Below are 26,701 nucleotides of genomic sequence, written 5' to 3' on the forward strand. Positions count from 1 at the left end.
GATGCGCGCACGCGCGTCGTAAGGTGCGTCCATGCCCTTGGACTTCACCCTCGAGGACCGCACCCTCCCCAACGGCCTGCGCGTCGTCGTGCAGCCGGACGACACGACCCCGACCGTCACAGTCAACCTGTGGGTCGGGGTCGGGTCACGTCACGAGGAGCCCGGCCGCACCGGCTTCGCCCACCTCTTCGAGCACCTGATGTTCCAGGGCAGCGAGCACGTGGCCAACGGCGAGCACTTCCAGGCGCTCATGGGGGTCGGCGGCCGGCTCAACGCGACGACGTGGTTCGACCGGACCAACTACTTCGAGACGATCCCCTCCGGGGCGCTCGAGCTCGCGCTCTGGCTCGAGGCCGACCGCCACGCCAACCTGCTGGCGGCGGTCAACCAGGCCAACCTCGACAACCAGCGCGACGTGGTCAAGGAGGAGAAGCGCCAGCGCTACGACAACCAGCCCTACGGTCAGGCGCTGACCCGCGTCTACGCGACGGTCTTCCCGCAGGGGCACCCCTACCACCACCCGACGATCGGGTCGATGGAGGACCTCGACGCCGCGTCCGTGCAGGACGTCCACGACTTCTTCACCCGCCACTACGCCCCGGACAACACCGTCCTGACGATCGTCGGTGACGTGACCGCCGAGCGGGCGCTGGAGCTGGCGGAGCGCTACTTCGGGCACATCACCCACCGGGCCGAGCCGCGGCGGGCGCCGGTTGCGCCCCTGCCGCCGCTGCCGGAGCCGCTGCGGGAGGAGGTCGTCGACGAGGTGCCCAACGACCGGATCCACCTGGCCTTCCGCCTGCCTGCCGAAGGGGGTGACACCCGTGACGAGTTCCTCGCCGCCTCGATGGCCCTGGACTGCCTCGGCGGCCTGAGCTTCTCACCGCTCGAGCAGCGTCTGGTCCGTGAGGAGCAGGTGGCCAACAGCGTCGACGTCGGGGCGATGGGTTTCGTCGACGGCGTCTCGCTCGGTCTCGTCGTCGTCGACGTCGCCGAGGGGGTCGACACCGACGCCCTCGAGGAGCGGGTGTGCGCCGAGCTGACGGCCTTCGCCGACGAGGGGCCGACGCCCGAGCAGATGGAGGCCGTGCGCACCCAGGCCGAGCGGGCCTGGCTGTCGGCGCTCGCGGCCAAGGACGAGCGGGCCGACCTCATCGGGCACTACACCTGCCTGCACGACGACCCCGGCTTCATCAACACCTTCCTCGACCGGCTGGCCGAGGTCAGCCCCGAGCAGGTGCGTGCCGCGGCCGACCGGTGGCTGCGGCCGCAGAGCCGAGCCGCCGTCGTCTACCGGGTCGCCCAGGAGCAGGAGGAGGTCGCGTGAGCGAGGTCGAGAGCATGAGCACGCCGGTCGTCCCGCGGCCCGAGGTGACGCCGCCGGGGGAGTGGGCCTTCCCCGAGCCGCGCGAGCTGGATCTGCCCAACGGCATCCGGGCACTGGTCCACCACGTGCCGGGGCAGTACGTCGTCTCGGTGCGGGTCACCGTGCCCGTGGCCCTGCGGCACGAGCCGCGCGAGGTCGAGGGCGTCGCCTGGATCATGGCGCGCCTGCTCGACGAGGGCACGAGCACCCATGGCCAGCGCGAGCTCGCCGAGCTGCTCGAGCGCCGCGGCATCGCCCTCGGCGCGGGCATGAGCGAAGCGGCTCTCGGCGTCGACGTCGACGTGCCGCAGCGGCACCTGGGCGAGGCGCTCGACCTGCTCACCGAGTGCCTGTCGGAGCCGGTCTTCGAGGAGGCCGAGGTCGCGCGGGTGACGCGCACCCGTCTCGCCGAGATCGAGCAGGAGCGCGCCTCCGCCGGGCGTCGTGCCTTCAAGGAGTGGGCCGCGACCTACTACGACGTGGACACCCGGGCCAGCCGCCCGGCGTCGGGCTCGGCCGAGACCGTCGCGGCGATCCGTCGTGAGCACGTCGTCGACTTCCACGCCACGCACGTGCACCCCGAGGGGGCGACCGTCGTCGTCGCCGGTGACCTCACCGGGGTCGACGTCGACGATCTGCTCGCCGGGACGATCGGCGCGTGGGAAACCGCTGGTCGCGCGGTCTCCGTCGAGCGGACCCCTGCGCCCCGCGCCGACGACGCCGCCCGGGTCGTGCTCGTCGACCGGCCGGGGTCGGTGCAGTCGGAGATCCTCATCGGCGGGCCCGGCCCGGACCGACGGGTCGAGTCCGGGTGGGCCCCCTTCCCCGTCCTCGCCTGGGTGATCGGCGGCGCGCCCAATGCCCGCATCGACCAGGTGCTCCGCGAGGACAAGGGCTACACCTATGGCATCCGGGCCGGCTTCCGCCCTCGGCAGGTGGGCTCCGCCTTCACCGTCTCGGGGTCGGTCCGCGCCGACTCGACGGTCGACTCCCTTCGCCTGCTCGCGGAGATCCTCAGCGGGGTCGGTGAGGGCTTCACCGATGCCGAGACCCGCGCCGGTGTCGACTTCATGAGCCTGACGGCGCCGGGCCGTTACGACACGGCCGACGCGATCGCCGACGAGACGAGCGGGCTGGCCGGCGACAACCTGCCGCTGACCTTCACCAGCGACATGATCGCCGCGATGCGCGAGCTCACCGCTGCCGACCTCGACGCCGCGTGGCGTGAGCACGTGCGGCCCGAGTGGACCATCGTGGTCGTCGGCGATGCCTCGCTCTACCGGGACGAGGTCGAGGAGCTCGGGCTCGGGTCGGTGACCGTCGTCGCCAACTGAGGGCCAAACCGGCCGGTGGGGCCGATGGTTGTGTGGTGAACAGGTAGCCCTGCGAGCCGGCAGCCTCTGGTGAGGCTTGCCGGCAGGCTGGGCTACCACTTCAACGCACAACCGTGTGGAGCATCTCGAGGTTGTCCACACATCGCGTCGGCCCGTGGAAGGGACCGCACCCCCCGGCTGTGCTGGCGGGATGATCTACACGAGCCGTCAGGTCCATGACCGCGTCGCTGCGCGCGCGATCCCACAGATCGTGGGGCGCGGTGAGCTGGTCCGCGCGGGCCGCTACTACGTCACGCCCGACACTGACGAAGGGGTCCGCGCGGCTCTGACAGCCGGCCTGCGCCCGACCTGTGTCACGGCGGTCGAGCAGCACGGGCTGTGGGTGCCGCCCGCAGCCGGGCTGCACGTGTACGGCCGGCGCGGGCAGGTGGGTGCCGGCTGGGTGGGCCACGGATGGCACCAGTCGTGGCCGGAGCCGAGCCCGATCGCCTCGCCTCGGCTCCTGCTCGAGCACTCCATCAGGTGTCTCGACCCGCTCGAGGTCGGCATCCTGGCCGACAGTGCCCTGCACAACAAGCTGGTGGACCAGGACACTGTGACCGAGCTGGCCGCGACGGCGCCTCGGGGAGTCCGACGAGTACTCGAGCGGGCATCCGGCAAGGCCCAGTCGGGGACGGAGAGCAAGGTCAGGCTCTTCCTGTTGCTCCACAACGTCAGCGTCACTCCTCAGATGAAGATCCCGGGCGTCGGTTTTGTGGACAATCTTGCGGGTCGGCGGTGGATCATCGAGTGCGACAGCCGTCATCACCACACGGGCAAGGACACCTACGCCAAGGACCGGGCGCGTGATCTGCGCGCGCTCGAGCTGGGCTACTTCACGACCCGGCTGACGCACGCGATGACCTTTGCAGGCTGGGCGAGGACGTCCGCCACCCTGCTGCAGGTGATCCGGTCGGGGCGACACCTGGACCCGCCGGACCGCTGGGCGCTCTGACCATGGTTGTGTGTTGAACCAGTAGCCGTTGGTGCCGGCAGCCTCTGGTGCGTCGTGCAGGCAGGCTGGACTACCACTTCAACACACAACCAGCGGGGCCGGGGCGGCCCGAGCGGCCCGAGTGGGCGCCTGGACGAGCGAGGCTCCTCAGGCGTCCGGCGCCAGCCGGCGCAGGACCTCGTCGTGCAGCAGGCCGTTGGTCGCGACGGCATTGCCACCCCAGGGGCCGGGGGCGCCCTCGAGCGAGGTGAAGCGGCCGCCGGCCTCCTGCACGATCGCGACGAGCGCGGCCATGTCGTAGACCTCGAGCTCGGGCTCGGCCGCGACGTCGACGGCGCCCTCGGCGACGAGCATGTAGGACCAGAAGTCGCCGTAGGCGCGGGTGCGCCACAGGTCGGACGTGAAGTTGAGGAAGTTGCGCGCGCGCCCGGCCTCGCGCCAGCCGTCGAGCGAGCTGTAGGACATCGACGCATCGGCCAGCTGCGAGACCCCCGAGACGTGGATCTGCTTGGCCTGGGCGAGCGAACGACCGGTCCAGGCTCCCGCCCCCTTCGCCGCCCACCAGCGCCTGCCGAGGGCGGGTGCCGCGACCAGCCCGACGACGCAGTCCTCGCCGTCGACGAGCCCGATGAGCGTGGCCCAGACGGGGACGCCGCGCACGTAGTTCTTCGTGCCGTCGATCGGGTCGATGATCCAGCGGCGCTGCGAGTTGCCGACGCTGCCGAACTCCTCGCCCAGCACGGCGTCGCGGCCACGGGAGCGGGCCAGCTGGGCGCGGATCGCCTCCTCGCAGGAGCGGTCGGCGTCGCTCACGGGAGTCAGGTCGGGCTTGGACTCGACGACGAGGTCGGACGCCTGGAAGCGAGCCATCGTGATCCGCTCGACCTGGTCTGCCAGCACGTGGGCCAGCCGCAGGTCATCGGCGTAGGGGGAGCTGTCAGCCATCCGGTCAACGTACCTGCACCGGTGGCCCCGGCGGGGGACCGGCTCAGCGCTCGTCGGACTCGCCGGACCGCGCTCGCAGCAGGCGGCGAAGGGAGTCCAGCCGCAGCGCTCCGCCGGGCCCCGCGTGGCCGGCGGCGACCCACGCGTCGAGGGCGCAGTCCGGCTCGTCGTGGGTGCAGCCGCGCGGGCAGCCGGCCTCGGCGCCCTCGGCCAGTTCGGGGAAGTGCCCGATGATCCGGTCCGGCTCGACGTGGGCCAGCCCGAAGGAGCGGATGCCCGGGGTGTCGATGATCCAGCCCGCCGCGTCCGGGTCCGGCTCCGAACCCTGCAAAACCCTAGGGTCTTGCAGGGTTGAGGCGTCCGAACTCTGCAAAACCCTAGGGTCTTGCGGAGTTTCGGGCGAAGGGGGGAGGGGAGGCAGGCGCAGGCCGAGCGCGCTCGTCGAGGTGTGCCGGCCCCGACCGGTGACGTCGTTGACGTGACCGGTGGCGCGGTCGGCGTCGGGGCACAACGCGTTGACGAGCGTCGACTTGCCGACGCCGGAGTGGCCGACGAGCACCGAGACCCGGCCGGCGAGCCGACGGCGCAGCTCGGCCAGGCCGGCGCTGCCCTCGGTGAGGACCGAGGTGACGACGTGCGGGACGTCGAGCGGGGCGTACTGGGCGAGGAAGTCGTCGGCGGAGGCGAGGTCGGACTTCGTGAGGACGAGCAGCGGGTCCATGCCGGCGTCGTAGGCCGCGACGAGGCACCGGTCGATCAGGCGCGGGCGGGGCTGCGGGTCGGCGAGGGCGGCGACGACGACGAGCTGGTCGGCATTGGCCACGATGACCCGCTCGACGGGGTCGGTGTCGTCGGCGGTGCGCCGCAGCACGGTCGCCCGCTCCTCGATGCGCACGATGCGCGCCAGGGTGTCGGGCCGGCCGGAGGTGTCGCCCACCATGCCGACCTGGTCGCCGACGACGACGGGCGAGCGGCCGAGCTCCCGGGCGCGCATGGCGATGACGACCCGCTCCGGCAGGCCGTCGCCCGCGGGGACGAGCGTCGTCCACCGGCCGCGGTCGACGGCCGTGACCCGGCCGACGATCGCGTCCTCGTGCTTGGGCCGGTCCTTGGTGCGGGGGCGGGAGCCGCGGCGGTTGGGGCGCACGCGGACGTCCGACTCGTCCCAGCTGCGCGCGGACCTGCCCATCAGCCCTCCGTGGCCTCGAGCATGCCGTCCCACAGGTGGACGAACTGCGGCAGCGTCTTGCCCACCGTCGCCGGGTCCTCGATGACCGTGCCCGGCGCGCGCAGCGCGAGCAGCGCACCGGCCATGACCATGCGGTGGTCGGCATAGGTGTGGAAGGTGCTGGGGCGCAACGGCGCCGGGTCGATCCGCAGCCCGTCCTCGAGCTCGGTGACCCCCACGCCGAGGCCTCCCAGCTCGCGCGAGAGCGCGGCGATCCGGTCGGTCTCGTGGCCGCGGATGTGCCCGACGCCGCGGATGATCGAGGGCCCGTCGGCGCACGCGGCGAGAGCCGCGACGACGGGGGTCAGCTCGGCCGCGTCGTGCAGGTCGATGTCGATGCCGGAGACCCGCCCGTCGCCCGTCACCGTGAGCGTGCGCGCGTCGAGGGTGACCTCGGCGCCCATCTGGGCGAGGACGTCGCGGATCATGTCGCCGGCCTGGGTGGTGTGCCCGGGCCAGTCGGGGACCGCGACCCGGCCACCGGCGACGAGCGCGGCGGCGAGGAAGGGCGCGGCATTGGACAGGTCGGGCTCGACGGTGACGTCGAGCGGCAGCAGCTCACCGGGCTCGACCCGCCAGGTGTTGGCCTCGGAGTCGTCGACGGCGGCACCGGCATCGCGCAGCGCCTCGACCGTCATCTCGATGTGCGGGAGCGAAGGGAGCGGCTTGCCGTCGTGCACGACGGTCACGCCCTCGTCGAAGAGCGAGCCGGCGAGCAGCAGCGCCGAGATGAACTGGGAGGACGCGGAGGCGTCGAGCACGACCCGCCCGCCCCGCACGGAGCCCTGTCCCTGCACGACGAAGGGGAGCGTGGCCCTCCCTTCGTCCTCGACGGTGACGCCGAGGTCACGCAGCGCGTCGATGATCGCGGCCATCGGCCGCACCCGCGCGTGCTCGTCGCCGTCGAAGGTCACCGGGCCGTTCGCGAGCGCCGCGACCGGCGGCAGGAAGCGCATGACGGTACCGGCGAGGCCGCAGTCGACGGTGCGCCCGCCGCGCAGCGTCGCGGGGGTGATGATCCAGTCGGGGGAGGCGCCCTGGGCGGAGGCCGAGGTGGCGTCGTCGACGCCGGCGCCGAGCTGGCGCAGGGCCTGGGCCATGAGCTCGGTGTCCCGGGAGCGAAGGGGACGGCGCAGGCGTGAGGTGTCGCTGGCGAGGGCCGCGAGCACGAGGTAGCGGTTGGTGAGGGACTTGCTCCCCGGCAGCGTCACGGTCGCGTCGAGGCGACCGGACGCTGCCGGGGCATGCCAATCAGGGCTGCTCATCGCGGGTCAGGACACCGCCTGCTTGGCCTGGAGCGCGGCGAGCTTCGCCTCGCGGGCGGCCGCCTTGCGGGCCTGGCGCGCGGTGCGCTCGACGCTCTCGCCGGCGAGCTTGGCGCGGTAGGCCACGCCGGGCTTGCCCGCGGTGTCGACCGCGGCGAGGAGCAGGCCGCCCATGAGGCTGACGTCCTTGATGAACTGCGTGAGCTTGCCGGCCTTGGCCTGCGGGTCGGACTCGGCCCAGAAGTTGTGGGTCGCCGTCGTCGGCACCATCGTGCCGAGCAGCAGCGTGGAGGCCAGGCGCGGGGCCTTGCCGGTGGCGAGGAGCGCGCCGCCGGCGACCATGGCGGCACCGTTGGCGCGCACGAGGAGCTCGGTGTCGTCGGGCAGCTGGGTCTTCGCGGCCAGCGGCTTGGTCACGGGCTCGGCCGCGGGCACGTGGGCAGCGGGGTAGCGCAGGGCGTTGATGCCGCCCCAGACGAAGATGCCGGCCAGCATGGGTCGGGCGATGCGACGAACGATCATGGGTGAGTGCTCCTTGTCGTCGTGTGGTCGCCAGGAATCTCCCGGCGGGTACGTCTCCTACCGTAGTCGGGATCGGCTGTGGGCCTAGTCTCGGAGGCGTGTGCGGACGATATGCGGCCACGGCCAACCCCGACGACCTGGTCGAGGAGTTCGAGATCGATGCCGACCGCGTCGGCGACCCGGCCCGCTCGATCCTCAAGTCACCCCAGGACCCGCCGGCGGGTACCCCCGACTTCAACATGGCGCCGACGAAGCAGGCTCCGGTGGTCCTCACCCGCGTGCCGAAGGGGGAGGACGCTGCGGTGCGTCAGCTGCGGCTGCTCACCTGGGGTCTCGTGCCGTCGTGGGCGAGGGAGACCGGGGTCGGCCTGCGGATGATCAACGCGCGGGCCGAGTCGGTCCTCGACAAGCCGGCCTTCGCCAAGGCGGCGGCGAGCCGCCGCTGCATCGTGCCGGCGGCCGGCTGGTACGAGTGGCAGGTCTCGCCGGTGGCGAAGGACGCGAAGGGGAAGCCGCGCAAGCAGCCCTTCTACATCCACCGTGGCGACGGTGCGCCCATCGCCTTCGCCGGCCTCTACGAGTTCTGGCGCGATCCGGCGGTCGCGGCCGGTGACGACCCCGACGCGTGGCTGACGACCTTCACGATCATCACGACGAGCGCCGACCCGGGCATGGACCGCATCCACGACCGGCAGCCGCTCGTGCTCGAGCCCGACGACTGGGCGCGCTGGCTCGACCCGGGTCTGACGGACCTCGACGACGTGGGGGAGATGCTCGGCTTCGCCCAGCCGGGCCGATTTGCCGCCCACCCGATCTCGACCGCGGTCAACGCCACCCGCAACAACGGGCCAGGCCTGATCGAGCCGGCGCCCGCGTCCGACCTGGTCGGCGTCGTCGACCCCGAGACCGGAGAGGTGGTCAACCCCGATGGTTGAGCTCGAGACCCCCACGGCCCAGGGCCCCGCCCGCGTCCACCTGCACGAGGCGACGGGGACCCCCTTCGGCAGCCTGCTGCTCACCCACGGGGCCGGCGGCGGCATCGGGGCCAAGGACCTGCAGGCCATCGCGTCCCGGCTGCCCGCCCACGGTTGGCAGGTCGCGCTCGTCGAGATGCCGTGGCGGGTGGCGGGCAAGAAGGTCGCGCCCATGCCGCCGAAGCTCGACGCCGCGTGGCGCGAGATCGTCGCGGGCGTGCGGGACTCGCTGGGGGAGCGGGTGGTCTTCGGCGGTCGCAGTGCGGGCGCGCGGGTGGCCTGCCGGCTTGCCGCCGAGCTCGGGGCCGACGGGGTGCTCGCGCTGAGCTTCCCGCTCGTGCCGCCGGGCAAGGGCCCCGACAAGTCCCGCATCCACGAGCTGCTCCTGCCGGTCGAGGCGGGGCTGACCGTGCAGGTGGTGCAGGGCGCCAAGGACCCCTTCGGCTCACCGGGTGTGGTGCGAGCAGCCTTGGGGGACAAGGCCGCCGACGTCCGCGTCGACGAAGCGCCCGGGACGCACTCCTTCACCGGCGGCGGCGCGGTCGCCGACGCCGTGGCCGACCACTGGACCCGCTGAACCCTGCAAGACCCGAGGGTTTTGCAGGGTTGCGGCCGACCAACTGCGCAAGACCCTAGGGTCCTGCAGGGTTGCGGTTCAGCGGCCGAGGGCGAGGACGAGCGCGAGCACCTCGTCGGGGTCGTTGAGCCGCTCGCCGTAGAGGTCGCGCACCTGGTTCATCCGGTAGCGCACGGTCTGCGGGTGCACGTGCAGCGACTCGGCGACGAGCTCACGTCGCCCCTGGAGCAGCAGCCACGCGCGCAGGGTCTCCATGAGCCGCTCGGCGGTGCCCTCGGCCACCTGCGCGAAGGGAGCCAGCACGGCCTCGCGCAGCTCCGCCAGGGCGGCCGGGTCGGCGTGCATCACGAGCTCCGGCAGCACGGCGTCGGTGTCGAGGACGCCCGGGCGCCCGAGCTCCACGGCCGAGAGAGCGCGGGAGTAGGACCCGGAGACCTCGGCCCAGGGTCGGGCGGGCCCGACGACCGCGTCGTGCCCCGCGAGGACGTCGAGCAGGCGCGCCCGCGAGCGCCCGCCGCTGTCGGGGACGAGCAGGACGGCGTGGTCGTCGGCACCCGGCAGGTCCTCGGCGAGGGTCAGGGTGCGCGGGTCGAGCACGCCCGCGGTGGTGAGCACCCGATCGCGCTCGACGAGCACGGCGGTCAGGGTGCGCGGCGGCACCCAGCCGGCCGCGGCGACCGCGTCCTCGAGTGCCGCCTCCGGCAGGCCGGTGAGGAGCCCTCGGGTGAGGCGGTCGAGCTGGACGAGGCGCTCGCGCTCGGCGCTGCTCGTCTGCTGGTTGTGCCCGGCGACCGAGGCGGCCGACAACTCGTCGATGTAGGTGAAGACCAGCTCGGCGAAGCGCCCCAGGGTCGCGGCGTCGACCCCGGCCGCGATGGCCTCGACCGACAGCTCGCGCCACGCGGCGCTCGCGCCGACGCGATAGGCGGACAGCAGCGCCTCGACGGGGCGGCCCCGCTTGGCCTCCGCCTGCCCCAGCTCGCGCGCGGCGGCGACACCCACCCCGACGGGGGCGCCCTGCGGCGCGGCGCCGGCCGCGAGCGTGACGAAGCTGGCGAGCGAGACCTGGACCGCCCGCTCGATGATCTTGCCCATCCGTCCCTGGAAGGGCACGTCGTAGGCCGGGACCTGCTGCATGACCTCGGCGACGACGACCGAGGCAACCCTCGGCAGCTGCGCGCGCAGGGCGTCGACCGTCGCCTCGTCGAGCACCAGCCCGGCCGCCTGCCGGGCGGTGCGCCCGGACCCTGCTGCTGCCACTGCCGCTCCCTTCGCCACCCCTTTGTCCCGAGCGAACAAACGGGTGCCACGAACCCTACTCGTGAAGGACAGCAGGAGCGAGGGGTTGAGGCGGGAGGATGGAGGCATGACAGCTACAGCGTCCCGTCCCCGCCCCGCGGGCAGCGCACGCTCGCTCCGTGACGCCGCCGTTCGCATCGCGCACAGCCTGGCGACGCCGATCGTGCCGGACGACTACCTCGACCTCTTCGCCCCCCTTCGCTCCGGGGCCGACCTGCGCGGCCGGATCGTGGCGATCACGCCCGAGACCCGCGACGCCGCGACGATCACGATCCGCCCCGGCCGCGACTGGCAGGGCCACGCCCCCGGGCAGTACATCCGCGTCGGCGTCGACGTCGACGGGGTGCGCCACTGGCGCGCCTACTCCCTGACCTCCGACACGAGCGCCCGCGACGGCCTGATCTCGATCACCGTCAAGGCGATGCCCGACGGCCTCGTCTCGCAGCACCTCGTGCACCACGCCCGGCCGGGCACGATCATCCAGATCGACCAGGCGAGCGGCGACTTCGTCCTGCCGCAGTCGGTGCCGGCCAAGGTCCTCTTCCTCACCGGCGGCTCCGGCATCACGCCGGTCATGGGCATGCTGCGCAACCACGACTTCGACGGTCTCGACGTCGTCCACGCGCACTCCGCGCCGACGGCCGACGACGTGATCTTCGCCCGTGAGCTCGCCGACGCCCCGACCGGCGTGCGGGCGATCGTCCGGCACACCGACGACGAGGGCATGTTCACCCCCGACCAGCTCGACGAGGTCGTCCCCGACTGGCGCGAGCGCGAGACGTGGATCTGCGGCCCGACCCCGATGCTCGACGCCTTCGAGGAGCACTACGCGGCGCACGGCCACACCGAGCTGCTGCACGTGGAGCGCTTCCGCCCGAGCGTCGTCGAGGCGGGCGAAGGGGGGACCGCCTCCCTTCGCGTGGGGTCGGACACGACCACGCTCGACCTCGACGGCGGCACGACGATCCTCGACGCGGCGGAGGACGCCGGCGTCCTCATGCCGAGCGGGTGCCGGATGGGCATCTGCTTCGGCTGTGTGCTGCCCATGACTGACGGCTCCGTGCGCGACCTGCGCACCGGCGAGCTGACCACGACCACTCCCGACGACCCGGCGGTCAAGGTGCAGACCTGCATCTCCGCCGTCGCCGGTGCCTGCACGATCGAGACCCAGGAGAAGTGACCATGACCGCAACTCTCGAGCGCCCCACCCGCACCCCCGACGCCCGGATCACCGGCGGCCGTTCCGACGTCGTCCACACCCGGGTCAACGCGACCGACGACCCGATCGCGCACCTGACCCCCGACGACATCGAGGACATCGGCCGCGAGCTCGACGCGATCCGCGCGTCGGTCATGGACGACCTCGGCGAGGCCGATGCCCGCTACATCCGTCGGATGATCACGACGCAGCGCTACCTCGAGATGGGCTCGCGCGCGGTCCTGCTCTTCAGCGGCAACCCGATCGCCTGGGTCGCCGGGACCGCCGGGCTGAGCGTCGCCAAGATCCTCGACAACATGGAGATCGGGCACAACATCATCCACGGCCAGTGGGACTGGATGCGCGACCCCAAGATCCACTCCTCGGTGTGGGAGTGGGACAACGTCACCCCGGCCGCGCACTGGAAGAACAGCCACAACAAGGTGCACCACACCTACACCAACGTCGTCGGCCACGACAACGACCTCGGCTACGGGATCATGCGGGTCGACGACGCGCAGAAGTGGTACCCCGGCTACCTGATCCAGCCGGTCACGCAGTTCATCAACGCGACCCTCTTCGAGTACGGCATCGCCGCCTACGACCTCGAGCTCGGCAAGAACTGGCCGACCCGCCACGACAACCCCCAGTGGCGCGCCGAGGCCAAGCAGGTCGTCAACAAGATCAAGAAGCAGGCCGCGAAGGACTACCTGCTCTTCCCGCTGCTCTCCGGGCCCAACTTCCTGTCGACCCTCGCGGCCAATGCCGTGTCCAACCTCGTGCGCAACTACTGGACGCACTCGGTCATCATGTGCGGCCACTTCCCGGCGGGCGTGCGCACCTTCACCAAGACCTCGATCGAGGGCGAGACCCGCGGCGAGTGGTACCTGCGCCAGATGCTCGGCTCCGCCAACATCTCCGGGTCGAAGGCCATGCACGTCATGACCGGCAACCTCAGCTACCAGATCGAGCACCACCTCTTCCCCGACATGCCGAGCCGCCGCTACCAGGAAATCGCCCCGCAGATCCGGGCGCTCTTCGTCAAGTACGACCTCGACTACGTCACCGGCCCCCTGCCCAAGCAGGTCGCCTCCGCGTGGAGCGAGATCATCCGCCTCTCCCTGCCCAACGACACCTCGCTGCGCCAGACGCTCCAGATCCTGGCGACGAAGGGGATGAAGGGCCTCAAGGCGCGCGCCCGCGCCACCCGCTTCCGCCTGGCTGACTGAGCCCGTCACCGATGTATCGAAGAAGGAACGCCCGCTCGAGCGGGCGTTCCTTCTTCGACAGGAGCGGGGTTGGGCCGAAGGGAGATCAGCCCGGGTAGCCCAGAGGGTTGGCCGACTGCCACCGCCACGTGTCGGCGCACATGTCCTCGATGGTCCGGGTGGCCCGCCAGCCGAGCTCGGTCTCGGCGCGGGTCGGGTCGGCCCAGAAGGCCGCGAGGTCCCCCGCCCGGCGGGGGACCACGTCGTAGGGGACCGGCCGACCGCTCGCAGCCTCGAAGGCCGCGACCATCACGAGCACCGACGTGCCGTGCCCGCCGCCGAGGTTCCACGCGCGCACCGTGAGCTGGGGATGGTCGGCCAGGTGGTCGAGTGCGGCGACGTGGCCGGCGGCGAGGTCCTCGACGTGGATGTAGTCACGAAGGGGGGTCCCGTCCGGTGTCGGGTAGTCGGCACCGAAGACCTGGAGCCGCTCCCTTCGTCCGACCGCAACCTGCGCGACGAAGGGCATGAGGTTGTTGGGCACGCCCAGCGGGTCCTCGCCGATCCGGCCGGAGACGTGCGCGCCGACAGGGTTGAAGTAGCGCAGCAGCGCGACCTGCAGCCCGCCGGTCGCGGCGACGTCACCGAGGATCAACTCCTGCATGACCTTGCTGCGGCCGTAAGGACTACTCGCGGCGAGCGGCTCGAAGCCCTCGACGTAGGGGACGGGCGCGGCCTCGCCGTAGACCGTCGCCGACGACGAGAAGACGAGGCGGCGCACCTCGTGGCGCTCCATCGCCCGCGCGAGGGTGAGGGTCGAGCCGAGGTTGTTGTCGTAGTAGCCGCGCGGGAACCGCGCGGACTCGCCGACCGCCTTGAGCCCGGCGAAGTGGATCACCGCGTCGAAACCGCCCCCCGCCAGGAGCGCCGACGTCTTGTCCACGTCCCGCAGATCGAAGGAGTGGGTCTCGACGTACTCACCGGTCAGCTCCTCGAGGCGCCTGATGACGCTCGGCCGGGAGTTGACGAAGCTGTCGACGACAACGGGCTGATGGCCCGCGGCGATGAGCTGGACGACGGTGTGGGAGCCGATGTATCCGGCTCCGCCGGTGACGAGGACGCGCATGCGCCCACCGTCGTGAGGGGGCCTGTGCGGCCCCTGTGGTCACCCTTCGGTGGAGATGTGACGCACCTGCGTGACCTCGCTCCACGACCCGTCGTCGCAGATCGTCGTGATGCGCTGCATGATCGTCGCCCGCAGCTGCGGGGGAGCCTGCTCCTGCGCGCACGAGCGGTGCACGACCTCGCGCAGGACCTGGTCGAGGTCGTGCTCGGCGAGGCAGGGGCTGCAGGAGGCTAGGTGGGCGGCGAAGTCGCGGGCGTCCTCGGCGGTCATCTCGCCGTCGACGTACTCCATCATCCGCAGCAGGGCCTGCGAGCAGTCCATGTGGTCGGGGTGGCTCATGCCTGCGTCCCCTTCGCGCTCGCCACGCCGCGCTCGGCGGCGTAGTCACTCAGCTTTTCCCTCAGCTGCCGGCGGCCGCGGTGCAGACGCGACATGACGGTGCCGATGGGCGTGCCCATGATCTCGGCGATCTCCTTGTAGGCGAATCCCTCGACGTCGGCGAGGTAGACCGCCATGCGGAAGTCGTCGGGCAGCTCCTGCAGCGCGCGCTTGACCTCGGTGTCGGGCATGCGGTCGAGCGCCTCGACCTCGGCCGAGCGCAGCCCACGGCTGGTGTGCTGCTCCGCCTTGTGCAGCTGGTAGTCCTCGACCTCGGGGGAGTCGGACTGCTTCGGCTCGCGCTGCTTCTTGCGATAGCTGTTGATGTAGGTGTTGGTGAGGATGCGGTACATCCACGCCTTGAGGTTGGTCCCCGGCCGGTACTGGTGGAAGGCGGCGAAGGCCTTCGCGTAGGTCTCCTGGACCAGGTCCTCCGCGTCGGTGGGGTTGCGCGTGTTGCGCAGGGCGGCGGAGTACAGCTGGTCGAGCAGCGGCATCGCCTCGCGCTCAAATCGCGCGCGCCGCTGCTCGGTGGTCTCGGAGGCGACGTCGACGTCGGCATCGGCCTGCGCCTGGGCGGCCAGCTCGTCGGTCGTGGGTTCAGTCATCGCGCTCCACCCTAGCGGGGTGGCGGTGCGCTCTCCGGCGTGCAGTACGAGCACCTGGACTCCTGTCCTTCGCGGCATGTCTTCCCGCGGTCCAACAGCCCAACGCTCGTCCCCATTCCCGTCCCGGTGGCCGGGTCTGGGGGTACCGGGAGCGTCGCTCCAAGGGGTCTCCTGGAGTGCTATGCCGTTGCTCCGTACCGCGAGCCAGGCCGTGCCCGCCGTACGGAGCAACGGCGTATGCGGGGCCGCGCCCCGGCGGCCTCGCGCCTCGACCAGCGGGTGGTGGCGACCAGCGGAGACACGCGAAGGGGGCCGCGCCGGTGATCCGGTGCGGCCCCCTTCGGGGTGGTGCAGTGCTCAGCTGTTGGGCTTCTTGCCGTGGTTGGCGGCCTTGCCCTTGCGGGAGCGACGCTTGCGGGCGCGCTTGCTCATGGTGACTCCTTGACGGTGGTGTCCCACCGGAGCGGGACTCAGAACAACGCGTCATTCTGTCACACGCGCGCGTGTGAACTCAGTCGTGGTGGTTCCGTCGGACCCCGCTCAGGTGGCATAATCGACCACGTGAAGAAGATCACTGTGATGCTCGGCGCCGCCACGATGGCCCTGACCCTCGCCGGCTTCCTCGGCTTCCGTGCCGCCAACTACGAGTGGGCGGGCACCACCGGGGACAACTGGGAGTGGGCCAAGACGTCCGCCAACTTCGAGTGGGCGGGCGGCAATGCTGACAACTGGGAGTGGGCGGCGCCTGACGCCGGCAGCACCCACCTCGGCGACGCCTGAGCCAGACGCCTGGGTCGACCCCTGACCGGTCGACCAACGCATACGTCGCAGGAGTAGCAGCTGCGGCGCTGGTCGCGACGCTCGCGACCACTCTCGTTGCCGGACTTCCTCATCACTTCACTTGGGTGGCCGCCACCGTCGTCGTGGCCTGCCTCAGCACCATCGGCCGCGCGCAGGCACTGGGGCCGATGCAGGTCTCCGTCGCTCCCATCGTGCAGATGGGAGCGATCCCCCTCACCGGACCCGTCGGCGCGATCCTCGTGGCGCTCGTCCCGTTGGCCTTCGACCGCGCTGAACTCGTCAAGCGCGTCTTCAACGCCGGGCAGCGCGTCCTCATCGTCGTTGCCAGCTCCGCGGCCTACGCCGCCGCTGGTGGGACTCAGCTCGGGACCGACGAGTTCGTCGACCCCGTGGGACTGGCCCTCCAGATGGGCGCCGCCGCGGTCGCGGCGAGTCTGACCAACGCGATCCTCCTCGCCGTCGTCATCCAGCTGAGCTCCGACGGCTCGCTGCGCGCCATCGTCGCCGACCTCGTGCCGCAGGTCGTCTCCTCGTACTCCAGCTACGCGCTCGCGGCCTACCTCTTCGTCGTCCTCTGGGCCCCGGCCGGCCTCGGGCTGGCGTCGGCGGTCCTCTTCCTCCCGGCCATCCTCGTCATCCAGTGGGGTCTGCACACCCACGCCCGCGAGTGGTCGACGCGGCACTCGCTGCTCACCCCCTTCGTCGAAGCAGTCGACCTGCGCCACCCCGGCGCCGCCGAGGAGACCCGGCTCGTCACGGGGGCAGCGACGGCCGTGGCCACCGGCATCGGGCTCGGGCCCGCCGAGGTCGACGAGGTCGCGACGGCCGCCCGCCTGCGCGACGTCGGCATGCTCGCCCTCGACGGGGCCGCGCCGGCGATCGTGCGCCGTGACCACCCCGAGGCGGCGGCCCGCGTGCTCGGGTCGGTGACCTTCCTGCGCGAGCCCCTCGAGCTCGTCGCCGCGCACCACGAGCGCATCGACGGCGAGGGCTATCCCCGGGGGCTCGTCGGGGAGGGCATCCCGATCGGGGGGCGCGTGCTGGCGGTCGCCGACACCTGGGGCCGCCTCGTGGCCGAAGGGGGGAGCCCGGCCGATGCCATCGACCACTGCGAGTCGGTGGTTGGCCACGGCCTCGACGGGCAGTGCGTCGCCGCGCTCCGCCGGGCGTTCGAGCGTCGCCAGCTGCCGCGGGTGGGCGCGCCATGAGCGGCCTCGTGCAGCGCCCTGGCCTGATCCTTTTTTGCCTGGCGATCCTCATCGGCTCGGTCGCCGCCCTGTGGGCGGACGTCACGCCGGAGATGGTCACCGCGGCGAGCGTCGTGGCGATCATCGCCATCGTCCTCGGCGAGCAGCTGCCGCTGCGCATCGCCGGCCGGGTCATCGCGCCCCTGACGACCGCCCCGGCCCTCGGCCTGATCCTCAGCCCACTGAGCTTCGGCGGCGAGGCGCCGAGCGCATGGACCGTGCTGGCCGTCGTGTGGCTGAGCATCCTCGCCGGAGGCCTCGTCGCCAGGGCCCGTGGGCTCTCGGTCGTCGAGGGTTCGCTCGGCTCGCGCTTCCTCGGAATGGTCGTGACGACCCTGCTCGCACGCGGCATCGTCAGCGACGGCCAGACCCTCGTCGAGTGGGCCTTCGACGAGCGCACCCACAGCGCGCTCGGCGCCCTCGGCCTGCTCGTCGCGGCCATGGTCGGCGGCCTCGTCGAGCGCGGTCTGGACAACGTCGTGGTCTGGCTCGCCGAGCGCGGCGGGTGGCGGCACGTCGTTGCCGCCGAGGTCGGGCCGCTCGCCGGCATCTCCGCAGCGACCGTCGCGACCGGGCCGCTCATCGCCCTCGCGAGCCCGGTCCTCGACTGGGCGGCCACCCCGCTGCTCACCCTGCCCGTGCTGCTCAGCTATTTGTCCGTCCAGCGCGTCGTCGCGACCCGCCAGGCCCTCGAGGAGGCCGTGGTGGCGCTGTCGAGGTTCAGCGAGATCACCGGCCTGACCCGGGTCGGTCACGTGCAGCGGGTCGCCGACCTCTCGGTCGCCATCGGCCGGGAGATGGGCGCCGACGTCGTCACCCTGCGCGCCATCGAGCGCACCGCCCTGCTGCACGACGTCGGGCAGCTCGGGTTGCGCGAGCAGCTGCGCGGGGGAGCGACGATCCACGCGAGCACCGCCGAGGAGGCGACGATGGCCCGGTCGGTCGCGCGGGTCATCGCCGGCACCCCACAGCTCGCGGAGCTCACGCCCTATCTCGACCAGGTGCGCACGCCCTTCCGCCGCACCCGGGAGTTCGGCGAGCACATCCCGCTGCCCTCGCGCATCGTGCGGGTCGCCAATGCCTGGGACGACATCACCGAGGGTGCCGTCTCGGCCCGGGCCCAGGCCGTCGCCCTCGAGCGGCTGCACCTCGGCCTGGGCTACGACTACGACCCGGAGGTCGTCACCGCCCTCGAGCGGGCGGTCGCGTGGAGGTGAGCGCGTTGGTCACTGCGGGACGACGCTGTAGGTCAGCTTCGAGCCCGTGACGTAGCCGGTGCGGCGGGCGGTGACCTTCGCCTGCACCTTGTGGCCGCGGTCGGCCGAGCGCACGGTGTAGGTCTTCGCGCTCGCGCCGCTGATCGCGGCGCCGTCGCGGTACCACCGATAGCTGTAGGAGCTCGGCTTCGGGGTCCACGACCCGACCATGACCGTCAGGGTGCGGCCGACCCGCGGGGTGCCGCTGATCGACGGGCGGGTGGTCGCGTGGATCGGGATGCCCACCTTCGCCGACGTCGCCGAGCGCGAGGTGTAGTGGCTGCGCCGGGCCGTCACGGTCACCGTGAGGTAGCGGCCGGCGTCCCACGTCGTGGCGCGGTAGGTGCGGCCGGTCGCACCGCTGATCGCCACGCCGTTGCGCCGCCACTGGTAGCTGTAGGACGTCGGCGTCGGCGACCACGAGCCGGTCGACGCGGTGAGGGTGCTGCCGACCCCCTTCGTCCCGGTGATCCTGGGTGACGAGACGAGGCTGAAGGTGCCCGGCGTCGACGTGTTGCTGATCCGCACGACGGCCTCGGTGGCGCTCGCGGACTGGGTCGTCACGGTGATCTTGCCGTCGCTGCTCGTCAGGGTGCGACCGACCGCGAGGCTCATGCTGCGGTCGTGGGCACCGGTCGGCGTGGGGTCGAGGAGCACGGTGTCGCCGGTCTGGGAGTTGCGGCGCAGCACGCGCACGCCGGTCGACTGGCCGGTGGGGTTGGTCGCGTCGCGGCCGGTGGCGGTGCGGTACTCGACCCAGTACTTCACGCCGGTGCGGCGGTGGGTGACGACCGCGGCGCGCACGCCCGCCCGGCCCGAGACCGGCTTGAGCGTCACCGTGCTCGTGCCGGCGCCGACCGACACCGACGCGGCCGACGCGAGCATGCCGGTGGCGAGGGCCTGGGGTGCGGAGAGCATGCCGGCGGTGTCGCCGGAGATGCCCATGACGTCGAGGGCGTCGCCGTAGCCCTCCTCCCGGCAGGTGCTCCACTCGCCGCTGCGCTCGGTGTCGTCGCTGCGGCCGCTGCACACGAGCGAGTTGGCGTGGCCATAGGACATGTTGTGCCCGAGCTCGTGGGCGAGGACCGGCCAGCGCGAGTCGGCGACGTGCAGCACGCCCCAGTCGTTGGGGGAGTCGCCGACGATGCCGAGGCCGTAGCCGCAGCCGGCCTCGGCGGCGCGCGGCAGGCGCAGCACGAGGCTGGAGTTGTCCCGGAAGGCATATCCGACGCGGTCGGCGGCCTCCTGGAAGCGGGCGATCGGGTCGTCGGCGCAGGAGTAGGCGGACGTGTAGTGGGTGCGCATCGACGGCGCCCCGATCTTGATCTCGCTGCGCGACTGGTCGCGCCAGTAGCCGTCGGCGCTGGTGACCTGCTGGGTGGCGGAGGTCGTCGTGACCGGCTCGCGGGTCATCCCGCGCGGGGTGACCTCGACATAGGTGATGGCGCGGGTGGCTGGGGTGTAGCTCGCCGCCGCCTGGGTGGCGCCGGCCAGGTGGGTGACCTCGAGCGGCTCGGAGCCGGGAGCCAGGGCGGTGTCGATGCTCGCGGCGGCGATGTCGGAGTCTGCAGGCGCGGGGGTGGCGTCGGCGGCCGCGGCGAGGTCCGCGCGGTGCAGGTCATGGCGAGCGCCCCCCTTCGTCGTGGGCACGTGCAGGGTGCGCCCCGCGGCGGCCGCGTCGGCGACGGTCTGCGGGACCGCGACGTCGACGGTGACGCGGGAGCGGCCCGTAGTGGTGGTCAGCTCGTCGCCCGCGACGGGCACGAGACGGCCGTCGACGAGGACGCCGAAGGACGGCTGGCTGCCCGCGGACTCGACGGACGTGCGCACGAGGTCACCGGTGAGACGGACGCGGCCGTCGGGGGCGGCAGGGCTGGCCTGGGCGGACGCGGCGAGCGTGCCACCGGCGAGGCCGAGGCTGAGCAGGACGGCGAGGAGAGGGCGTGCGCGCAAGTGGTGCTCCGTGGCGAAGGGGAGGCACCGACCGGCCTCGCTCACCGGATCGTAGACCGCGGACACCTCACTGGTCGTCACCCGCGCCGTCGGGCTCGCGGCGGGAGCGGTTGGCGGCTTGGTGACGTCGTGCAGCCAGCGTCCGCACGGCCGAAGGGGAGGGACGCTCACCTGCGCGGAAGGCCCGCCGCATCGCCTGCAGCGACGGGAATCCGCTCTTGGCGCTGACCTCGGCCAGCCCGAGCTCGGGCTGCTGGCTGATGAGGGCGGCCGCCACGTTGACCCGGATCGAGGCGATGCTCGCCGTGATGGTCGTGGCCTCCTCCTGGAAGGCGCGAGTCATATGGCGCGTCGAGACGTTGAAGGCGGCTGCGATGCTCTCCGGCCCGAGGTGGGGGTCGGCGTAGTGGTCGGCGATGTGGTGCAGCGCGGCCGAGTAGAGACTCTGCTCGCGCTCGCTCGTCGGCCGCAGCCGGCTGTCGAGGATGACGCCACCCACGAGGTCGCGGATGGTGCGCTCGATGATGTGGCGGGCGAAGGTGCCGGTCGGCGGCTCGGCGAGGACCCAGGCGCTCACGACCTCGGTGATGCGGGTCAGGGCGGGGTCGACGGGGGCGATCTGTCGCAGCCCGGGGGTGACCTCGAGCAGGCCGGGGCCCGAGGCGACCGACAGGAAGCTCACCAGTCCCAGCCTGGCGCCCTCGAGCACCTCGATGGTGGCGTGGGTGGGCTCGATGAGGAGCGTTGAGTGGGGGAGCGGCACGAGCCCGCCGTCGTGGTGCCGCAGCCGGCAGGCGCCCTCGAGGACGAGGGCCATGTGGACGGGGTGGCGCTGTCGGTCGACGTCGACGGCGGCTGGCCCCGCCACGTGGCGGCCCCGGATGTCATCCGTCACGGGGCGCCACGTGGCCGCCGATGCGTTCGGCGTCTCCCCCCGGAGGCTGGTGTGCTGCCCTTCAAGATTCAACTGACCATCTCCTGACTCTTCGCCGCATGTCCGAATCCGCCCGCATCGTGTCCGAATTCGATCATGGCACCCCTCGCTGGTTGAGGTGCGACGCAGGAGCCTCGAAACCTGCTCGCGGGTCGGGATGTGACGGAGGAGCCTCGAAACCCGCTCACCCGATGTGCGAGGATTGCGCTCGGCTCACCCGCCGCCCGTCGTGGCCACACCCGGCTGCCGCAGGGCGCCCCACCATCTGCTTCATCGAGTTAGTCCGAGGTTTGTCTGCCGTGTCTGCGTCCGAGCCCACCACCACCTTCGACCTGACGTCGCCCCCCTTCGCGGCGCACGAGGGTGGCAAGGTCGAGGTACGGGCCACGAAGCCGCTGCGCGACCAGGACGACCTGTCGCTGCTCTACACGCCCGGCGTCGCCGACGTGTGCTTGGCCATCGAGCAGGACCCGTCGCTCTCGCGCCGCTTCACCGCCCGCAACAACACCGTCGCGGTCGTCTCCGACGGCACCGCGGTCCTCGGTCTGGGTGACATCGGCCCGCTCGCCGCCATGCCGGTCATGGAGGGCAAGGCGGTGCTCTTCAAGCACTTCGGCGGGGTCGACGCGATCCCGGTGTGCATCGAGTCGGGGTCGGTCGACGAGCTCGTCGACGCGATCGCCCGGATGGCGCCGAGCTTCGGCGGGATCAACCTCGAGGACATCTCGGCGCCGCGGTGCTTCGACCTCGAGCGCAAGCTGCGCGAGCGGCTCGACATCCCCGTCTTCCACGACGACCAGCACGGCACGGCGATCGTCGTTCTCGCGGGCCTGATCAACGCCTGCCGGGTCCTCGACCGCCAGATGTCGACGCTGAGCGTCGTCGTCTCGGGCGCGGGTGCGGCCGGTGTCGCCGTGACCCAGCTGCTGCAGCTCGCCGGCGTCACCGAGATCGTCGTGTGCGACTCGCGCGGCATCATCGGCAAGCACCGCAACGACCTCGTGGCGCACAAGGAGATGCTCGCGGCGACGACGAATGTCTCGGGCAAGACCGGCACCATCGGTGACGCGCTCAAGGGTGCCGACGTCTACGTCGGCGTCTCCGGTGGCTCCGTCCCCGAGGAGCAGGTCGCCTCGATGGCCGAGGACTGCATGATCTTCGCGCTGGCCAACCCCACGCCCGAGGTGCACCCCGACCTCGCGCACAAGTACGCCGCGATCGTCGCGACGGGTCGCAGCGACTACCCCAACCAGATCAACAACGTGCTCGCCTTCCCCGGCATCTTCCGCGGGGCGCTCGACGCCGGCGGGGTCCAGATCAGCGAGGAGATGAAGCTCGCCGCCGCGCGCGCCATCGCCGACCTCGTCGAGGATCCCTCGGCGGACAAGATCGTCCCGCCGGTCTTCCAGGAGGGCGTCGCCGAGGCCGTCGCCGCTGCGGTCGCCGCGCACGCGGGCTAGCCTCCTCACGGTGGTCGAGGTGCGAGCTTGCGAGCCTCGAGACCATGACGAAGGGAGCCGCATGACCCGCTGGCGGATCGCCCACGGCGTCGCCTGGGTGGGTGATGCCCACCGCGTCGCGCTGGTCGACACCCGCCGCGGGGCGGAGGCGGTGCCGATGCACGTGCAGGCCCCCTTCGCCACGTTGTGGACCGCCCTCGAGGACGGTCCGGTCGCGCAGGCGGACCTCGAGCTCGCTGCCGCGGGCGTCGTGGACGAAGGGGAGGAAGCCGCCTTCGTCGCGAGCTTCGTCGAGTCCCTCGGCGGGCTGGGTGTCGTCGCGGAGGTCAGGTCGTGAGCAGCATCCCGCTGACGCTGGCCGAAGCCGTGCCGCTCGGCACCGTCCTGCTCCAGCGGCTGCTCGACGACGCGGGGATCCGCTCGCTGGTGATCAAGGGGCCGGCCTTCGTCGAGCTGGGCGTGCGCAAGCCCAAGCACAGCAACGACATCGACCTGCTGATCCACCCTGATGACCGCGAGCGAGTGGCGGGCCTTCTCGAGGCGGCAAGGTGGCAGAGCATCTCCCACTGGTTCCCACCTGCGCTGGACGATGTCATCTACTCGGTGACGTACGCGCACCCTTCGTTCCCAGCATCGGTCGACGTGCACCACTACTATTCGGGGGTCTTCGCGCGCGCCGACGCCTTCGAGGCCATGTGGACGCAGCGGGTCAGCGTCGACATGGCGCACGCCCAGGTGGTCACAATGCCGAGTGCACACGCGCTGATCTTCGAGGCGCTCAACAAGTTCAAGGCCGTGGGGGTCGGCCAGTGGGACGACACTGCCCGAGCTGTCGTCGACGCGGCGCAGTGGCATGAGCTCGCGCAGGTCCGTCGTGCGGCGGAAGAGCTCGGAGCCACCGAGTCCGCTAGCGCGTTGATCTCAGCCCTCGGTGGCCCGCCGGCCCCGCACGCGTCGCCAAAGTTCCTACGTTGGGCGAAGGAGGCAGGTCGCTTCCGCAGCCGGATCTACTTCTGGCGGATCGTGACTCGATCGCCGCAGTCCATCCCCCGGGTGTTGTGGCAGCAGATCAACTTGCCGGAGAAGCACGCCCGATGGTGGGCAGAGGCGCATGGCGTGACCTACCGCAGCCGGCGGCAGGTGCTGTGGCTCCGGCTGCGCGGCTTGGTCATGAGGCGAGACGGTCGGTCGCGGTAGTTCGCTACTCGATGCCGGCGACAGGGTTGGGACGCTCCAGCCACTCCAGATCCGCTGGGGCGGTGTAACCGGCGGCGACTGCGGCTGCCGTCTGCTGCCACTCGTGCAGCTCGACGAGGAAGGGCTCGAAGTCGTGGGCGGTCGCGCACTCCCGGAGCGTGCTGACGATTTCGGTGGTGAAGCACCGTTGGTCCTCGACATCGAGGAGGGCAAGCCAGGGGAAGCGTGCCTGGAGACGCGATTCACGCGGTGGGTCGTCTGGAGCCAGAGCGATCGCGATGAGGTCCGCCGCAATCGCGACGACTGCGTGGTGTCGGTCGTACTCGCTCTTGCGAATCAGCAGGAGCGACTCGCCATCGCGACGAGTGACCTCAACAGGAGAGATGTCCGTCGACCGGAAGGCCTGTGCACTGTCGCTGGACAGGTCCGACGCTCGACAGGTAGTCAGCAGAGCCATCCCTTGATTGTTCTGAATGCATTCAGAACAATCAAGGGAAATTGGGGACGCGCTCAGATCGTGTACTCGACCCCGTGGGTGCCCGAGATCATCCCGGCGCCGACCGTGTTGCCGGTGGCCGGGTCGATGAGGATGAAGGATCCCGTCGCCCGGTGGGTCGCGTAGGCGTCGACGGCGAGTGGCTGCGACAGGCGAAGGGAGACGGTCCCGACCTCGTTGAGCCCCAGCTCACTGGCCTCGCCGTCACGCTCGAGCGTGTTGACGTCCAAGCGTGCTCCGAGGCCGTCGACGATCGCCTTGACCGTGCGGGTCGTGTGCTTGAGCAGCAGCTTCTGACGGCTGTGCAGCGTGCCGGTCGTCATCCAGCAGACGGTCGCGGTGATCTCGCGGGTCACCTCGGGGGAGTGCTCGACATCGGCGATGAGGTCACCGCGGGAGACGTCGACCTCGTCGCCCAGACGCAGGGTCACGGACTGCCCGGTGACGGCCTGGTTGTGGGTGGTGTCGAGGGTGTCGATGCCGGCGACGGTTGTCCGCACCCCGCTCGGCAGGACGACGACGTCCTGGCCGACGCGGAATGTCCCCGCCTCGACGCGGCCGGCGTAGCCGCGATAGTCGCGGTGCTCGCCCTGCTGCGGACGGATGACGTACTGGACGGGGAAGCGGTCCCCCTTCGTCTCGAAGAGGTCGGCGCTCTCAGCGGTCTCGAGGTGCTCGAGCAGGCTCGTGCCCGTGTACCAGGGCATCGCATCGCTGGTCTCGACGACGTTGTCGCCGACGAGGGCGCTGATGGGGAAGGTCGCGACGGCCGGCACCTGCAGCTGCTCGGCGAAGGCGAGGAAGTCCTCGCGGATCTGCGTGTAGACGGACTCGTCGTAGCCGACGAGGTCCATCTTGTTGACCACGAGAGTGATGTGGGGGACCTGCAACAGCGACAGCAGCACGGTGTGCCGGCGCGACTGCTCGGTCAGCCCGTGGCGGGCGTCGACGAGCACGAGGCCGAGGTCGGCCGTCGAGGCGCCGGTGACCATGTTGCGCGTGTACTGCGCGTGGCCGGGGGTGTCGGCGAGGATGAACTTGCGCCGCGGCGTCGCGAAGTAGCGGTAGGCGACATCGATGGTGATGCCCTGCTCGCGCTCGCTGCGCAGACCGTCGGTGAGCAGCGCGAGGTCGGTGTGGTCGTGACCCTTCGACTTGCTCGTGGCCTCGACGGCCTCGAGCTGGTCCTCGAAGATCGCCTTGCTGTCGAGCAGGAGCCGCCCAATGAGCGTCGACTTGCCGTCGTCGACCGACCCGGCCGTCGCGACACGGAGCAGCCCCAGGTCGAGGTCGGTGCCGACGGTCGTCGTCTCGGGCGGGGGAGTGGTCAGGGTGTCGGTGCTCATCAGAAGTAGCCCTCCTTCTTGCGGTCCTCCATGGCTGCCTCGCTGAATCGGTCGTCGCCACGGGTTGCGCCGCGCTCGGTGAGACGGGCGACGGAGATCTCGTCGATGATCTCGTCCACAGTGCTGGCGTCGGACTCGACGCAGCCGGTGAGCGTCAGGTCGCCGACGGTGCGGAAGCGCACGGTGCGCTCGCGGGCCTCTTCGCCGGGACGAAGGGGGTTGTGCTCGCTCGCGGTGAGCAGCATCCCGTCGCGCTCGAAGACTGCTCGCTGGTGCGAGTAGTAGATCTCGGGGATGTCGAGCTGCTCACGGCCGATGTACTGCCAGATGTCGAGCTCGGTCCAGTTGGACAGCGGGAAGATCCGCATGTGCTCGCCCTCGTGGATGCGCCCGTTGTAGAGCGACCACAGCTCGGGGCGCTGGTTCTTGGGGTCCCACTGGCCGAAGTCGTCGCGGTGGGAGTAGATGCGCTCCTTGGCCCGTGCCTTCTCCTCGTCGCGTCGGCCGCCGCCGAAGGCTGCGGTGTAGCCGCGCTCCTCGATGGCGTGCAGCAGCGTGCCGATCTGCAGCCGGTTGCGCGAGGTCTTGCCGTCGTCGATGACGATGCCGTCGGCGATCGCCTGCTCGACCGAGGCGACGTGCAGCTCGATGCCCAGGCGCTCGACCCACCGGTCGCGCGTGGCGAGGACCTCGGGGAAGTCGAAGCCGGTGTCGACCTGGAGCAGGCCGAAGGGGATCTTGGCCGGGGCGAAGGCTCGCTCGGCCAGCCGGAGCATGACGATCGAGTCCTTGCCACCGGAGAACATCAGGACGGGGCGCTCGAACTCCGCAGCGACCTCACGGATGATGTGGATCGACTCGGACTCGAGGGCGTCGAGGTGCGTCAGGGCAGCCTGTGGGGCGGCAGTGGGCACGAGGGAACCTCTCTTCGAACGGGACCCTCGGAGCATAACTGTCTGTTATGGATGACCAAACTCGTGTTCAGGTGT

Annotated in this window: 26 protein-coding genes; 13 read left to right on the forward strand and 13 right to left on the reverse strand. The window is 71.5% G+C overall.

Annotated features, from left to right (window positions below; translation table 11 throughout):
- Positions 1–31: 31 nt before the first annotated feature.
- The 3 genes from NMQ01_RS03800 (at position 32) to NMQ01_RS03810 (ending at position 3,694) form a co-directional block, all read left to right on the forward strand.
- A complete protein-coding gene (locus NMQ01_RS03800) occupies positions 32–1,327 on the forward strand; it encodes a pitrilysin family protein (protein WP_255185543.1) in 1,296 nt (431 codons plus the stop codon).
- Positions 1,324–2,700: a pitrilysin family protein gene (locus tag NMQ01_RS03805; RefSeq protein WP_255185544.1), complete on the forward strand. Its 1,377-nt coding sequence runs from the start codon at positions 1,324–1,326 to the stop codon at positions 2,698–2,700. The genes NMQ01_RS03800 and NMQ01_RS03805 overlap by 4 nt, the downstream gene beginning before the upstream one ends.
- A 190-nt stretch (positions 2,701–2,890) precedes the next feature.
- Entirely contained in the window at positions 2,891–3,694 is an 804-nt protein-coding gene (locus NMQ01_RS03810) for a hypothetical protein (protein ID WP_255185545.1), read from the forward strand.
- A 147-nt stretch (positions 3,695–3,841) separates the two neighbouring features.
- Here NMQ01_RS03810 and hisN read toward each other — a convergent pair whose 3' ends face one another.
- The 4 genes from hisN to NMQ01_RS03830 are packed head-to-tail and all read right to left on the reverse strand — an operon-like array spanning position 3,842 to position 7,654.
- The gene (gene hisN / locus NMQ01_RS03815; RefSeq protein WP_255185546.1) at positions 3,842–4,639 is read right to left on the reverse strand and encodes a histidinol-phosphatase; all 798 of its coding nucleotides are present in this window, start codon (positions 4,637–4,639) and stop codon (positions 3,842–3,844) included.
- A gap of 43 nt (positions 4,640–4,682) precedes the next feature.
- Positions 4,683–5,828 carry a ribosome small subunit-dependent GTPase A gene (locus NMQ01_RS03820; RefSeq protein ID WP_255185547.1) on the reverse strand — a complete coding sequence of 382 codons (1,146 nt, stop codon included), beginning with the start codon at positions 5,826–5,828 and terminating at the stop codon, positions 4,683–4,685.
- Positions 5,828–7,132 (reverse strand): 3-phosphoshikimate 1-carboxyvinyltransferase, encoded by a 1,305-nt coding sequence (gene aroA, locus NMQ01_RS03825; RefSeq protein WP_255185548.1) that lies wholly within the window; start codon positions 7,130–7,132, stop codon positions 5,828–5,830. Before aroA ends, NMQ01_RS03820 begins: the two co-directional genes overlap by 1 nt.
- Before the next feature lie 6 nt (positions 7,133–7,138).
- On the reverse strand, positions 7,139–7,654 hold the full coding sequence (locus tag NMQ01_RS03830) for a DoxX family protein (protein ID WP_255185549.1): 516 nt from the start codon (positions 7,652–7,654) through the stop codon (positions 7,139–7,141).
- A 98-nt stretch (positions 7,655–7,752) separates the two neighbouring features.
- Between NMQ01_RS03830 and NMQ01_RS03835 the strand changes: the two genes are divergently transcribed.
- Positions 7,753–8,589, forward strand: coding sequence for an SOS response-associated peptidase (locus tag NMQ01_RS03835; RefSeq protein WP_255185550.1), 837 nt, complete (start codon positions 7,753–7,755; stop codon positions 8,587–8,589).
- Positions 8,582–9,205 carry an alpha/beta family hydrolase gene (locus NMQ01_RS03840; RefSeq protein ID WP_255185551.1) on the forward strand — a complete coding sequence of 208 codons (624 nt, stop codon included), beginning with the start codon at positions 8,582–8,584 and terminating at the stop codon, positions 9,203–9,205. The genes NMQ01_RS03835 and NMQ01_RS03840 overlap by 8 nt, the downstream gene beginning before the upstream one ends.
- Positions 9,206–9,283: 78 nt before the next feature.
- Here NMQ01_RS03840 and NMQ01_RS03845 read toward each other — a convergent pair whose 3' ends face one another.
- Positions 9,284–10,465, reverse strand: coding sequence for a CdaR family transcriptional regulator (locus tag NMQ01_RS03845; protein ID WP_255185552.1), 1,182 nt, complete (start codon positions 10,463–10,465; stop codon positions 9,284–9,286).
- A 106-nt stretch (positions 10,466–10,571) separates the two neighbouring features.
- Between NMQ01_RS03845 and NMQ01_RS03850 the strand changes: the two genes are divergently transcribed.
- Together NMQ01_RS03850 and NMQ01_RS03855 are read left to right on the forward strand one after the other, a co-directional pair.
- Positions 10,572–11,684 carry a ferredoxin reductase gene (locus NMQ01_RS03850; RefSeq protein WP_255185553.1) on the forward strand — a complete coding sequence of 371 codons (1,113 nt, stop codon included), beginning with the start codon at positions 10,572–10,574 and terminating at the stop codon, positions 11,682–11,684.
- A gap of 2 nt (positions 11,685–11,686) precedes the next feature.
- The gene (locus NMQ01_RS03855) at positions 11,687–12,931 is read left to right on the forward strand and encodes an acyl-CoA desaturase (RefSeq protein ID WP_255185554.1); all 1,245 of its coding nucleotides are present in this window, start codon (positions 11,687–11,689) and stop codon (positions 12,929–12,931) included.
- An 85-nt stretch (positions 12,932–13,016) separates the two neighbouring features.
- On the opposite strand, the gene galE is transcribed toward NMQ01_RS03855, so the two are convergent.
- Genes galE through NMQ01_RS03870 form a run of 3 tightly spaced genes read right to left on the reverse strand, consistent with a single transcriptional unit; the run spans position 13,017 to position 15,022 of the window.
- Positions 13,017–14,036, reverse strand: a complete 1,020-nt coding sequence (gene galE, locus NMQ01_RS03860; protein ID WP_255185555.1) for a UDP-glucose 4-epimerase GalE — start codon at positions 14,034–14,036, stop codon at positions 13,017–13,019.
- 39 nt (positions 14,037–14,075) lie between these two features.
- Positions 14,076–14,375: a mycothiol system anti-sigma-R factor gene (gene rsrA / locus NMQ01_RS03865; RefSeq protein WP_255185556.1), complete on the reverse strand. Its 300-nt coding sequence runs from the start codon at positions 14,373–14,375 to the stop codon at positions 14,076–14,078.
- Positions 14,372–15,022 (reverse strand): sigma-70 family RNA polymerase sigma factor, encoded by a 651-nt coding sequence (locus NMQ01_RS03870; RefSeq protein ID WP_255185557.1) that lies wholly within the window; start codon positions 15,020–15,022, stop codon positions 14,372–14,374. The genes rsrA and NMQ01_RS03870 overlap by 4 nt, the downstream gene beginning before the upstream one ends.
- Before the next feature lie 561 nt (positions 15,023–15,583).
- Between NMQ01_RS03870 and NMQ01_RS03875 the strand changes: the two genes are divergently transcribed.
- From NMQ01_RS03875 to NMQ01_RS03885, 3 genes are all read left to right on the forward strand, one after another.
- Positions 15,584–15,802, forward strand: coding sequence for a hypothetical protein (locus NMQ01_RS03875; protein ID WP_255185558.1), 219 nt, complete (start codon positions 15,584–15,586; stop codon positions 15,800–15,802).
- Between the two features lie 125 nt (positions 15,803–15,927).
- On the forward strand, positions 15,928–17,031 hold the full coding sequence (locus NMQ01_RS03880) for an HD-GYP domain-containing protein (protein ID WP_255185559.1): 1,104 nt from the start codon (positions 15,928–15,930) through the stop codon (positions 17,029–17,031).
- A complete protein-coding gene (locus NMQ01_RS03885; protein WP_255185560.1) occupies positions 17,028–18,287 on the forward strand; it encodes an HD-GYP domain-containing protein in 1,260 nt (419 codons plus the stop codon). The genes NMQ01_RS03880 and NMQ01_RS03885 overlap by 4 nt, the downstream gene beginning before the upstream one ends.
- A gap of 9 nt (positions 18,288–18,296) precedes the next feature.
- Here NMQ01_RS03885 and NMQ01_RS03890 read toward each other — a convergent pair whose 3' ends face one another.
- Both NMQ01_RS03890 and NMQ01_RS03895 read right to left on the reverse strand, forming a co-directional pair.
- Positions 18,297–20,279, reverse strand: a complete 1,983-nt coding sequence (locus NMQ01_RS03890) for a hypothetical protein (protein ID WP_255185561.1) — start codon at positions 20,277–20,279, stop codon at positions 18,297–18,299.
- 67 nt (positions 20,280–20,346) lie between these two features.
- The gene (locus NMQ01_RS03895; protein WP_255185562.1) at positions 20,347–21,174 is read right to left on the reverse strand and encodes a helix-turn-helix domain-containing protein; all 828 of its coding nucleotides are present in this window, start codon (positions 21,172–21,174) and stop codon (positions 20,347–20,349) included.
- Between the two features lie 338 nt (positions 21,175–21,512).
- Between NMQ01_RS03895 and NMQ01_RS03900 the strand changes: the two genes are divergently transcribed.
- The 3 genes from NMQ01_RS03900 (at position 21,513) to NMQ01_RS03910 (ending at position 23,870) form a co-directional block, all read left to right on the forward strand.
- Positions 21,513–22,673: an NADP-dependent malic enzyme gene (locus tag NMQ01_RS03900; RefSeq protein WP_255185563.1), complete on the forward strand. Its 1,161-nt coding sequence runs from the start codon at positions 21,513–21,515 to the stop codon at positions 22,671–22,673.
- Between the two features lie 61 nt (positions 22,674–22,734).
- A complete protein-coding gene (locus NMQ01_RS03905; RefSeq protein WP_255185564.1) occupies positions 22,735–23,010 on the forward strand; it encodes a hypothetical protein in 276 nt (91 codons plus the stop codon).
- The gene (locus NMQ01_RS03910; RefSeq protein WP_255185565.1) at positions 23,007–23,870 is read left to right on the forward strand and encodes a nucleotidyltransferase family protein; all 864 of its coding nucleotides are present in this window, start codon (positions 23,007–23,009) and stop codon (positions 23,868–23,870) included. Before NMQ01_RS03905 ends, NMQ01_RS03910 begins: the two co-directional genes overlap by 4 nt.
- A gap of 4 nt (positions 23,871–23,874) precedes the next feature.
- Here the strand turns inward: NMQ01_RS03910 and NMQ01_RS03915 are convergent, their stop codons facing one another.
- Genes NMQ01_RS03915 through cysD form a run of 3 tightly spaced genes read right to left on the reverse strand, consistent with a single transcriptional unit; the run spans position 23,875 to position 26,626 of the window.
- A complete protein-coding gene (locus NMQ01_RS03915) occupies positions 23,875–24,327 on the reverse strand; it encodes a type II toxin-antitoxin system Phd/YefM family antitoxin (RefSeq protein ID WP_255185566.1) in 453 nt (150 codons plus the stop codon).
- 53 nt (positions 24,328–24,380) lie between these two features.
- Positions 24,381–25,712 carry a sulfate adenylyltransferase subunit 1 gene (locus tag NMQ01_RS03920; protein ID WP_255185567.1) on the reverse strand — a complete coding sequence of 444 codons (1,332 nt, stop codon included), beginning with the start codon at positions 25,710–25,712 and terminating at the stop codon, positions 24,381–24,383.
- A complete protein-coding gene (cysD, locus tag NMQ01_RS03925) occupies positions 25,712–26,626 on the reverse strand; it encodes a sulfate adenylyltransferase subunit CysD (RefSeq protein ID WP_255185568.1) in 915 nt (304 codons plus the stop codon). The genes NMQ01_RS03920 and cysD overlap by 1 nt, the downstream gene beginning before the upstream one ends.
- Between the last annotated feature and the right edge of the window lie 75 nt (positions 26,627–26,701).

Origin of the sequence: Janibacter sp. CX7, assembly GCF_024362365.1 — a bacterium.
Classification (GTDB): domain Bacteria; phylum Actinomycetota; class Actinomycetes; order Actinomycetales; family Dermatophilaceae; genus Janibacter.

Excerpts from the sequence above, each read along its gene's own strand:
- NMQ01_RS03855 (WP_255185554.1), top strand. The coding sequence starts at position 11,687 with ATGACCGCAACTCTCGAGCGCCCCACCCGCACCCCCGACGCCCGGATC.
- NMQ01_RS03830 (WP_255185549.1), bottom strand. The coding sequence starts at position 7,654 with ATGATCGTTCGTCGCATCGCCCGACCCATGCTGGCCGGCATCTTCGTC.
- galE (WP_255185555.1), bottom strand. The coding sequence starts at position 14,036 with ATGCGCGTCCTCGTCACCGGCGGAGCCGGATACATCGGCTCCCACACC.
- NMQ01_RS03820 (WP_255185547.1), bottom strand. The coding sequence starts at position 5,828 with ATGGGCAGGTCCGCGCGCAGCTGGGACGAGTCGGACGTCCGCGTGCGC.
- NMQ01_RS03840 (WP_255185551.1), top strand. The coding sequence starts at position 8,582 with ATGGTTGAGCTCGAGACCCCCACGGCCCAGGGCCCCGCCCGCGTCCAC.
- aroA (WP_255185548.1), bottom strand. The coding sequence starts at position 7,132 with ATGAGCAGCCCTGATTGGCATGCCCCGGCAGCGTCCGGTCGCCTCGAC.
- NMQ01_RS03850 (WP_255185553.1), top strand. The coding sequence starts at position 10,572 with ATGACAGCTACAGCGTCCCGTCCCCGCCCCGCGGGCAGCGCACGCTCG.
- NMQ01_RS03800 (WP_255185543.1), top strand. The coding sequence starts at position 32 with ATGCCCTTGGACTTCACCCTCGAGGACCGCACCCTCCCCAACGGCCTG.
- hisN (WP_255185546.1), bottom strand. The coding sequence starts at position 4,639 with ATGGCTGACAGCTCCCCCTACGCCGATGACCTGCGGCTGGCCCACGTG.
- rsrA (WP_255185556.1), bottom strand. The coding sequence starts at position 14,375 with ATGAGCCACCCCGACCACATGGACTGCTCGCAGGCCCTGCTGCGGATG.
- NMQ01_RS03905 (WP_255185564.1), top strand. The coding sequence starts at position 22,735 with ATGACCCGCTGGCGGATCGCCCACGGCGTCGCCTGGGTGGGTGATGCC.
- NMQ01_RS03920 (WP_255185567.1), bottom strand. The coding sequence starts at position 25,712 with ATGAGCACCGACACCCTGACCACTCCCCCGCCCGAGACGACGACCGTC.
- NMQ01_RS03915 (WP_255185566.1), bottom strand. The coding sequence starts at position 24,327 with ATGGCTCTGCTGACTACCTGTCGAGCGTCGGACCTGTCCAGCGACAGT.
- NMQ01_RS03870 (WP_255185557.1), bottom strand. The coding sequence starts at position 15,022 with ATGACTGAACCCACGACCGACGAGCTGGCCGCCCAGGCGCAGGCCGAT.
- NMQ01_RS03810 (WP_255185545.1), top strand. The coding sequence starts at position 2,891 with ATGATCTACACGAGCCGTCAGGTCCATGACCGCGTCGCTGCGCGCGCG.
- NMQ01_RS03885 (WP_255185560.1), top strand. The coding sequence starts at position 17,028 with ATGAGCGGCCTCGTGCAGCGCCCTGGCCTGATCCTTTTTTGCCTGGCG.